The sequence below is a fragment of the Enterobacter sp. UCD-UG_FMILLET genome, assembly GCF_000762975.1.
Classification (GTDB): Bacteria; Pseudomonadota; Gammaproteobacteria; order Enterobacterales; family Enterobacteriaceae; genus Enterobacter; species Enterobacter dykesii.
On record NZ_JRJC01000011.1, the window covers coordinates 105,170 to 114,855 of the forward strand.

Consider the following 9,686-nt stretch of genomic DNA (forward strand, 5'->3'; position numbering starts at 1 on the left):
AGCGTGGTGAGAAGACGATGATCATCTATTTACACGGTTTTGACTCAAACAGTCCTGGTAATCATGAGAAGGTGCTGCAGCTGCAGTTTATCGATCCGGATGTACGGTTGATCAGCTACAGCACGCGCCATCCGAAGCATGATATGCAGCATCTGCTCAAAGAGGTGGACAAGATGTTGCAGCTCAACGTCGACGATCGCCCGTTGATTTGCGGCGTGGGGCTGGGCGGCTACTGGGCGGAGCGGATTGGCTTCCTGTGCGACATTCGCCAGGTGGTGTTCAATCCTAACCTGTTCCCGAACGAGAACATGGAAGGCAAAATTGACCGTCCGGAAGAGTATGTCGATATTGCGACCAAGTGCGTGAGCAATTTCCGTGAGAAAAACCGCGACCGCTGCCTGGCGATCCTTTCCCGTAATGATGAAGCGCTCAACAGCCATCGGGCAGCTGAATTGCTGCACCATTACTATGAGATCGTCTGGGACGAAGAACAGACCCACAAGTTCAAAAACATCTCCCCGCATCTGCAGCGAATCAAAGCGTTTAAAACGCTGGGTTAACCCTATTCCCGCAGGCATCAAAGCCCGGTCGCGAAAGCGTACCGGGCTTTCTTTTTGTCCAGAATTGTCTACTTTTAAGCCATCAAAACTTGATGCATATCAATTTTGGTATGACCAATGCGCCTGACGTGGTATTCTCAATGCACCTGAATGGTTTCAGTGCTGTAACCTGTTGTTAATTAAGGGTTATTTTATAACTTTTAATTAACAATTGGTTAATAATTTGAGGGGGTCACGTTGACTACGCCATTGAAAAAGATAGTGATTGTCGGCGGTGGTGCTGGCGGGCTGGAGCTGGCTACACAGCTGGGCAAGAAGCTGGGTCGCGGTAAAAAAGCCAAAATTACGCTGGTGGATCGTAACCACAGCCACCTGTGGAAACCGCTGCTGCACGAAGTGGCGACCGGTTCTCTGGATGAGGGCGTGGACGCGCTCAGCTATCTGGCGCACGCGCGCAACCATCATTTCCAGTTCCAACTGGGCTCGGTGGTCGACATCAACCGTGAAAGCAAAACCATCACCCTGGCAGAGCTGCGCGATGAAAAAGGGGAGCTGCTGGTTCCCGAGCGTAAACTGGCGTACGACACGCTGGTCATGGCGCTGGGCAGTACCTCCAACGACTTCAACACGCCGGGCGTGAAAGAGCACTGTATCTTCCTCGATAATCCGCACCAGGCGCGTCGTTTCCATCAGGAAATGCTGAACCTGTTCCTGAAGTACACCAATAACATGGGTGCGAACGGCAAGGTCAATATCGCGATTGTCGGCGGCGGCGCGACGGGCGTTGAGCTGTCTGCGGAGCTGCACAATGCGGTGAAGCAGCTGCACAGCTACGGTTACAAAGGGTTAACTAACGAAGCGCTGAACGTGACGCTGGTTGAAGCCGGTGAACGCATCCTGCCTGCGCTGCCTCCGCGTATTTCCGGTGCGGCGCACAATGAGCTCACCAAACTGGGCGTGCGGGTGCTGACGCAGACCATGGTGACCAGCGCCGACGAAGGCGGCCTGCACACCAAAGACGGCGAGTATATCAAAGCGGATCTGATGGTCTGGGCGGCTGGTATCAAAGCGCCTGACTTTATGAAAGAGATCGGCGGTCTGGAAACGAACCGCATTAACCAGCTGGTCACAGAGCCAACGCTGCAAACCACGCGTGACCCTGAAATCTTTGCTATCGGTGACTGTGCCTCCTGCGCGCGTCCTGAAGGTGGATTCGTGCCGCCGCGCGCGCAGGCCGCTCACCAGATGGCAAGCCTGGTGCTGCACAATATTCTGGCGCAGTACAAAGGCAAGCCAATGAAAGCCTATGTCTACAAAGACCATGGTTCACTGGTGTCACTTTCAAACTTCTCTACCGTCGGCAGCCTGATGGGCAACCTGATGCGCGGCTCAATGATGGTAGAGGGGCGTATTGCCCGCTTCGTGTATATCTCCCTGTACCGCATGCACCAGATTGCGCTGCACGGCTACTTCAAAACCGGACTGATGATGCTGGTGGGCAGAATCAACCGCGTGATCCGTCCGCGTCTGAAGCTGCACTAATCTTTCACTCCCTCCGGGCCCTCCGGAGGGATTTTTTAGCATATCATGCTGCGCATCACAGAATGAGTGCTTAAGAGTTCTCCTAAATACAATATATCTCCTCTCAACGCTCCTTTTTTGATCCTTTATCTGATTGGCGAAGTGCGGCCTCCATTGCAGAATTGTTACCAATAGCAACAAAGGAGGAAGTCCCGTGAATAAATCAATGTTGGCGGGTATAGGGATTGGCGTCGCGGCTGCGTTAGGTGTGGCTGCCGTTGCCAGTCTCAACGTATTAGATCGCGGCCCGCAGTATGCACAGGTGGTTTCTGCTACACCGATTAAAGAAACCGTGAAAACCCCTCGTCAGGAGTGCCGCAACGTCTCCGTGACGCACCGTCGTCCGGTGCAGGATGAAAACCGCATTGCCGGTTCTGTTCTGGGTGCGGTAGCGGGTGGCGTGATTGGTCACCAGTTTGGCGGCGGCCGGGGTAAAGACGTAGCGACCGTGGTCGGCGCGCTGGGTGGCGGCTATGCCGGTAACCAGGTGCAGGGCGCGATGCAGGATAATGATACCTACACCACGACTCAGCAACGCTGCAAAACCGTCTATGACAAGTCGGAAAAAATGCTGGGCTATGACGTGACGTACAAAATTGGCGATCAGCAGGGCAAAATCCGCATGGATAAAGACCCGGGCACGCAAATTCCACTGGATGGAAACGGCCAGCTGGTTCTGAATAACAAAGTGTAAAAAAGAAGTTCTCTGAATTTAGCTCCTCATGCGCTCAGGCTGAGGAGCTTTTTTTGCGTCAGATTTTCAGTAGCTCGGGCCACAGCCGCAGCGTGGTTTCGCTAATATTCTGCAGTTTTTCCAGCGTTGCCCCTTCACGGGCGCTGATTGACATCCCCTGCAAAATACAGCTCAGGTATTGCGCCAGAAGCTGAGGATTGCATTGCGCGGGGATTTCACCGCGCTGCTGGCGCTGAGCCAGAAATGCGCTGAGGGTCTCCTCCTGCATCGCATGCCGCGACTTCACCGTATTGGCAATCTCTTTGGAGGACGCCGCAAGGGTGGCAGAGGTGTTAATCATAAAGCAGCCCGCAGGCGTATCTTTACTGGTGAAGCAGGTCGCGACGGCGGTGAAATAGTCCCGAAGCGCCTGTTCAACGCTTTTCTCTTCGCAGAACAGCTGGGCTTCGTGTTTCGCCGCAAAGCGCGAAATGTATCTGTCCAGAACCGCCCTGAACAGCCCCTCTTTATTGGTAAATTCGGCATACAGCGTCGGCGCTTTGGCTCCGGTGGCTTCTACCAGATCGGAAAGCGAGGTTGCTTCATACCCATGTTGCCAGAAGAGAGTCATGGCCTTATCAAGCGCTGCATCCCTGTCAAACACTTTTGGTCGGCCACGGCTTTTCTTCGCACAACTCGTGACGTCGGTTGTCATTTGCCGTTGGTCCTCTGTTGGTTTGGTGAATGACCATTATAAAAATAAACGCAACCCACCACCAGTGCAGAATGCTTAAAAATAAATTAATCATATATGTATGAAAAATAACAATTTTAAAATTAAGTTAACGCTCGTTATAAAATTATGTTGACGTGTGACCTGTATCACATTTATGATTTACCTATCGATCGTTAACTAAATGATTAACGACCTCCAAATTCATCTGCTAAAGGTAAACATCATGAAAAACGTAAAAACTCTCATCGCTGCCGCTGTCCTGAGTTCACTCTCTTTCGCAAGCTTTGCTGCTGTACAGGTGCAATCCACCCCTGCTGACCAGCACAAAGTCGGGACAATCTCTGCCTCTGCCGGTACTAACCTGGGTTCCCTGGAAGATCAGCTGGCGCAAAAAGCGCAAGAGATGGGTGCAAAATCTTACCGCATCACCTCAGTGACCGGTCCTAACACCCTGCACGGCACTGCGGTCATCTACAAATAAGCCGCGCATAAACCCTCATTTATGCCACTGCAATAAAAAACGCCCTGCTGAGCAGGGCGTTTTTTATTTCTGATTTACATCGACTGCTGGACGACATCGTGATGCCGGGTGACATCGGTCGGCATACCTGACCGGACTTCCATCGCACGTTCCATCACCACGCTGTTGGTATTCGCATTCGTTTTGAAGCTTACCATCGAGGCATTTAGATTAATGGGCAGCGTCTGCGGATCGTCGCCAATGTTTTTCGATAACGGCTGATGAATCTCAACCAGCCGCACGCCGCCCGGCTCCTCAGAAACCTTAATCGGCGTATTGATAATATTCACTTTGGTACCCGGCGTAACGACGTTAAACAGCGTTTTGATATCGTCATCGCGCAGACGAATACAGCCGGAGCTGACGCGCATGCCGATGCCAAAGTCCGCATTCGTTCCGTGCAGCAGGTAGACGCCGCCATATGCTGCGAGGCGGATCGCGTGATGCCCCATCGGGTTATCCGGACCAGCCGGCACCACAGCAGGAAGATCGATCCCCTGAGCCTTATAGCGGGCGCGAATGTTGGCCGTCGGGGTCCACGTTGGATTCGCGCGTTTATCCGAGACGGTGGTGACCATCGTCGGCGTCAGGGTGTCGCCGCCCAGCTGACCAATACCGATAGGGTAGACGGTGACTTCATTTTTACCCGGCGGGTAATAGTACAGACGCAGTTCGGCCAGGTTTATCACCATCCCCTCGCGCGGGGCGTCCGGCAGGATGGTCTGTAACGGGATGGTCAGTACGCTCCCCGCGCGCGGGACATACGGATCGACGCCGGGGTTCGCCTGCAGCAGGGCCAGAAAACCGACGTTATATTTTTTGGCAATCGCTTCCAGTGAACCACCATTATTTTCAACGACATGAAAGCGGTTTTCACCCACCACCTTGCTGCCGGGAGGGGGAAGGGGCCAGGTATTTGCCCGGGCGGGAAGCGCAACCGCGACGGTGGCTGCCAGCGCAAACAGGGTCATCCAGCGAGTAAAACGCGAAGAGGTCATCATCACCATAATCCATATAAATGATAAGGTTATTGTTTTATAAGACGTTAAACATAATTATGGCGAATGGGTATGTCGGGAAGATCGGGTGAAGTGCAAAGAGTTTGTAAATTGTCCCCCCGTAGCGCTGGGCTAACGGGGGGAAGGGAGGTTATGCGATCGCGTTCTCTTCCAGCTGGCGCATAAAGTTACGCACCCAGTCCATACGGGTTTTGCGCTCCGTCAGCTCCTGGGTAAATTTCAGACGGGTTGGACCATCCAGACGGAAATGCTGCGGCTGTTTTTGCAGCAGGCCGATCAGCCACATCGGGTTGACGTGATTCTTCTCGGCGAATTCAATCACGCCGCCTTTTTCATTGCCTTCGAGCTTACGGATCCCCAGCTTTTGCGCCTGCTGGCGCAGCCTCGCGATATCCAGCAGATTTCGCGCCGCATCGGGCAGCAGGCCAAAGCGGTCGATCAGCTCCACCTTAATCTCTTCCAGCTCATTCTCCTTCTTCGCGCTGGCGATGCGCTTGTAGAACGACAGTCGGGTATTCACGTCCGGAATAAAATCGTCCGGCAGCAGGGAAGGCATACGCAGCTCAACCTCGGTCTGCTGGCTGGTGAGATCTTCCAGCGACGGCTCGCGTCCGGCCTTCAGGGCATCAACCGCGTTTTCCAGCAGCTCCATATAGAGCGAGAAGCCAATGGTCTCCATGGAGCCGCTCTGGTCTTCACCCAGCAGCTCGCCGGCACCGCGGATCTCGAGATCGTGCGTGGCCAGCGCAAAGCCTGCGCCGAGGTCTTCCAGCGAGGCGATGGCTTCCAGACGCTTTTGCGCGTCGGTGGTCATCGCTTTCGGATGCGGCGTCAGCAGCCAGGCGTATGCCTGATGGTGCGAACGCCCGACGCGGCCGCGCAGCTGGTGAAGCTGCGCCAGACCAAAGTGATCCGCACGCTCAATGATGATGGTGTTCGCCGTCGGAATGTCGATCCCGGTTTCAATGATGGTGGTACACACCAGCACGTTAAAGCGCTGGTGGTGGAAGTCGTTCATCACTCGTTCCAGCTCGCGCTCGCGCATCTGCCCGTGACCGATAGCAATGCGCGCTTCCGGCACCAGCTCCGCCAGCCTGTCCGCCGCCTTCTGGATGTTTTCCACGTCATTGTAGAGATAGTAGACCTGACCTCCGCGCAGCACTTCACGCAGAATAGCTTCCCGCACCACCAGATTATCGTACTCGCGGACGAAGGTTTTCACCGCCAGACGGCGCGCCGGCGGCGTGGCGATAATCGACAGATCGCGCATGCCGCTCATCGCCATGTTCAGGGTTCGCGGGATCGGCGTCGCGGTCAGGGTGAGGATATCGACGTCGGCGCGCATCGCTTTGATGCGCTCTTTATGACGCACCCCGAAGCGGTGCTCTTCGTCGACGATCAGCAGCCCCAGATCTTTCCACTTCACGTCGCTTTGCAGCAGCTTGTGGGTGCCGATCAGAATATCGATTTTGCCTTCGCTTGCCTGTTCGAGGATCTGCGTCTGTTCTTTGGTGCTGCGAAAACGCGACAGCATCTCGATGCGTACCGGCCAGTTGGCAAATCGGTCGCGGAAGTTGTCGAAGTGCTGCTGTGCGAGCAGGGTGGTCGGCACCAGCACCGCCACCTGCTTGTTGTTTTCCACCGCAAGGAAGGCGGCGCGCATCGCCACCTCGGTTTTGCCGAAGCCGACGTCCCCGCAGACTAAGCGGTCCATTGCCAGCGGCTGGCACATGTCGCTCAGCACGGCGTTGATGGCCTGAGCCTGATCCGGCGTGGTTTCAAACGGGAAGCTGTCGCAAAACAGCTGGTACTGTTCTTTATCGTGCTTAAAGGCGAAGCCCTGTTTGGCCGCGCGCTGGGCGTAGATATCCAGCAGCTCGGCCGCCACGTCGCGCACTTTTTCCGCAGCCTTCTGGCGCGCGCGCGCCCAGGCATCGCCGCCCAGCTTGTGCAGCGGCGCATTCTCTTCGGCACCGCCCGCGTAGCGGCTGATCAGATGCAGGGAGGACACCGGAACATACAGTTTGGCGTCGTTGGCGTAGGTCAGCATCAGGTATTCACCTTTAATGCCGCCCGCTTCCAGGGTGGTCATCCCCTGATAGCGCCCAACGCCGTGTTCCAGGTGAACAATCGGCTGGCCCGGATGCAGCTCGGCCAGGTTACGGATCAGCGTGTCCGGGTTGATGGTCCGACGGCTGTCCTGACGGCGACGCGCGACGCGCTCGCCCAGCAGGTCGCTTTCGCAAATCAGCGCCAGGTTGTTGAGCGTGTCGATGAACCCGTGCTCGGCGGCGCCAATCATCAGGTAACGACCGTTTCCGGTCGCTTCGCTCAGACGCAGGATGCGCTTCGGCGCCACCTTAATGCGTCCCAGCAGCTCACCTAAAGCTTCGCGGCGGCCTTCACTCTCAACGGAGAACACCACCGGGCCGGTGAAGGACTCCAGGAACTTGCGCAGATTATCCAGCGGGGCTTTCTGCTGCGCCTGAACGGCCAGGTCCGGCAGCGTCCGGAAGGCGAGGTTGGTGTTGGCGGCCTTATCGGCAAGCGAATCGGTTTTCAGCTGCATGCGCGGCCAGCGCTTCAGCTCGGCGTTGAGCTCGTCGGTGCGCAGCCACAGCGCTTCCGGTGGCAGCAGCGGACGCATCGGGTCAACGCCGCGATTTTCGAAACGGGCGCGGGTTTCGCTTTCAAAGCGGCTGGCGCTGGCGTCGATATCCCCGGTGTTAACAATCAGCGTATTCGCCGGGAAGTAGCTGAACAGGGCAGGCAGCGGCTCGTTGAAGAACAGCGGCTGCCAGTATTCGATACCGGCAGGCAGCGTGCCTTTGCTGACCTGCTGATAAATATGTTCCGCGTCGCGCTTCACCTCGAACCTATCGCGCCACTGGCTGCGGAACAGCTCGATAGCGGTTTTGTCCGTCGGGAACTCATGCGCGGGCAGTAAATTGATCGACTCTACTTCCTCCAGCGTGCGCTGCGTGTCGGCGTCGAATACGCGCAGGCTGTCGATCTCATCATCAAAGAAATCCAGACGATACGGCTGGTCGCTGCCCATCGGGTAAAGGTCGAGCAGCGCGCCGCGGGTCGCGTATTCCCCGTGCTCCATCACCTGGTCGACGTGGCGATAGCCGGCACCGTCGAGTTGCGCGCGCAGGGCGTCACGGGACAGGCGCTGGCCTTTTTTCATCACCAGCGCGTGACCGTGCAGGTAGCTGTGCGGACAGACGCGCTGCATCAGGGTATTCACCGGCACAATCAGCACGCCGCGCTGCATGGTCGGCAGCTGATAGAGCGTCGACAGGCGCGAGGAGATGATCTCCTGATGCGGAGAGAAGCTGTCATAGGGCAGCGTCTCCCAGTCGGCCAGGCTGAACACCAGGCTATCGGTGAACTGGCGAATTTCGTCGTGCAGGCGCAGGGCGTTTTGCATATCCGGGGCAACCAGAATTACCGGGCCTGGGTGACGCTCGGCGATTTCCGCCACCAGCGTGGCGCACGCCGCGCCCGTGAGTTCACCCAGCTGGCGCTGGTCGCCCGCTTTGACAGGCAAGGAATAACGATAGTGTTCAGGCATGGCTATGTCAGAGTCTCTTATGGATATACCAACAGTATTGGGGCATATCACTGATACGCAATGTCTTTATTATCCTCGATCGTTTTACATAAGCAAATCGTAACCGCACGGCAGGGCTAAACGCCCCCAAAACGGGGGCGGAGAGAGCATTAACGCGTCGAAGGTAACAGGGTCTGTGTAGACGGAGGAGAGAAGAACACGTCACCAAACAGCGCGGTGGAGATTTTACGCACCCCGAGCCCGGCAAGGGTACAGATAAGCAGGCTGGCAAACGGGTAGACCAGAATTAAGGACAGCTCGGCCCAGACTGGCCAGTACGCTGCATTCATCTCGCCGATCAGGAACAGGCTAAAGGCCTCAATTAAGATGCGGTGGGTGGTATAAATTGCAATGGTATTGGAGCCAATCACGTTCAGCAGATTGTTCGGGTGAACGGCGTAGCGCTGCTCAAGGCTGTAGAACAGCTTCATGATCAGCACAATCGACAGCAATGAGAGCAGCAGCGGAACGTTAGCAAACCACAGCGCCACCGAGACAGCGGCGAAAGCCCCGGTTGCCAGCCAGATGCGGCGCAGGTTGACGCTTTTCATCCACGCCATCAGCTCTGCGCCATACCACGCCCCGAGGCTGTAGTAGATCATGTTGCGCACCACGCTGTTCATCCCCCACCACGGCAGCGGCAGGAAGTTGATCGCGATGCTCGCCAGCGCCAGCAGTCCCAGAACCGGCAGCTTCCAGCGGCTCAGCATTTTACACAGCGTGAAGTAGACCACCAGGGCATACAGATACCACAGGCTGGTGCTGGCGGTGATCATCCCCAGTACAAACCCTGAGAGCGAGTCGGCGTAGGCCGCGTTCGACGCGGTGGCAAGCTCACGCCCGGGTGCCAGCCAGGCGTTCAGGTGGGTCAGCGCCTGCCATTGCAGGAAGCCCCACAGCGCCAGGACCCAGACAATGCTCCAGATCCGTTTGTCGAGACTGGTTCGCCAGTCAACTTCGTCAATATAACGACGGATCAGA

8 protein-coding genes are annotated in these 9,686 nt (G+C 56.3%); 4 read left to right on the top strand and 4 right to left on the bottom strand.

Going from position 1 to position 9,686, the window contains the following annotated elements; genetic code table 11:
- The first annotated feature begins 17 nt into the window (after positions 1–17).
- The 3 genes from ycfP to LA04_RS06255 all read left to right on the top strand — a co-directional run bounded on the left by ycfP (position 18) and on the right by LA04_RS06255 (position 2,835).
- Positions 18–560 carry an alpha/beta hydrolase YcfP gene (gene ycfP / locus LA04_RS06245; RefSeq protein ID WP_047650880.1) on the top strand — a complete coding sequence of 181 codons (543 nt, stop codon included), beginning with the start codon at positions 18–20 and terminating at the stop codon, positions 558–560.
- Positions 561–797: 237 nt separating this feature from the next.
- Positions 798–2,102 (top strand): NAD(P)/FAD-dependent oxidoreductase, encoded by a 1,305-nt coding sequence (locus tag LA04_RS06250; protein WP_047650881.1) that lies wholly within the window; start codon positions 798–800, stop codon positions 2,100–2,102.
- Positions 2,103–2,295: 193 nt separating this feature from the next.
- A complete protein-coding gene (locus tag LA04_RS06255; protein WP_008500779.1) occupies positions 2,296–2,835 on the top strand; it encodes a glycine zipper 2TM domain-containing protein in 540 nt (179 codons plus the stop codon).
- Between the two features lie 58 nt (positions 2,836–2,893).
- Here LA04_RS06255 and comR read toward each other — a convergent pair whose 3' ends face one another.
- A complete protein-coding gene (comR, locus tag LA04_RS06260; RefSeq protein ID WP_028015740.1) occupies positions 2,894–3,529 on the bottom strand; it encodes a TetR family copper-responsive transcriptional repressor ComR in 636 nt (211 codons plus the stop codon).
- 244 nt (positions 3,530–3,773) lie between these two features.
- On the opposite strand from comR, the gene bhsA reads away from it, so the two are divergent.
- Entirely contained in the window at positions 3,774–4,031 is a 258-nt protein-coding gene (bhsA, locus tag LA04_RS06265; RefSeq protein ID WP_023616599.1) for a multiple stress resistance protein BhsA, read from the top strand.
- 74 nt (positions 4,032–4,105) lie between these two features.
- Here the strand turns inward: bhsA and ldtC are convergent, their stop codons facing one another.
- The 3 genes from ldtC to LA04_RS06280 all read right to left on the bottom strand — a co-directional run.
- On the bottom strand, positions 4,106–5,071 hold the full coding sequence (gene ldtC, locus LA04_RS06270; RefSeq protein WP_047650882.1) for a L,D-transpeptidase LdtC: 966 nt from the start codon (positions 5,069–5,071) through the stop codon (positions 4,106–4,108).
- 148 nt (positions 5,072–5,219) lie between these two features.
- A complete protein-coding gene (gene mfd, locus LA04_RS06275) occupies positions 5,220–8,666 on the bottom strand; it encodes a transcription-repair coupling factor (RefSeq protein ID WP_047650883.1) in 3,447 nt (1,148 codons plus the stop codon).
- Between the two features lie 149 nt (positions 8,667–8,815).
- On the bottom strand, positions 8,816–9,686 hold an 871-nt coding region (locus tag LA04_RS06280; RefSeq protein WP_047650884.1), incomplete at its 5' end, for an acyltransferase family protein.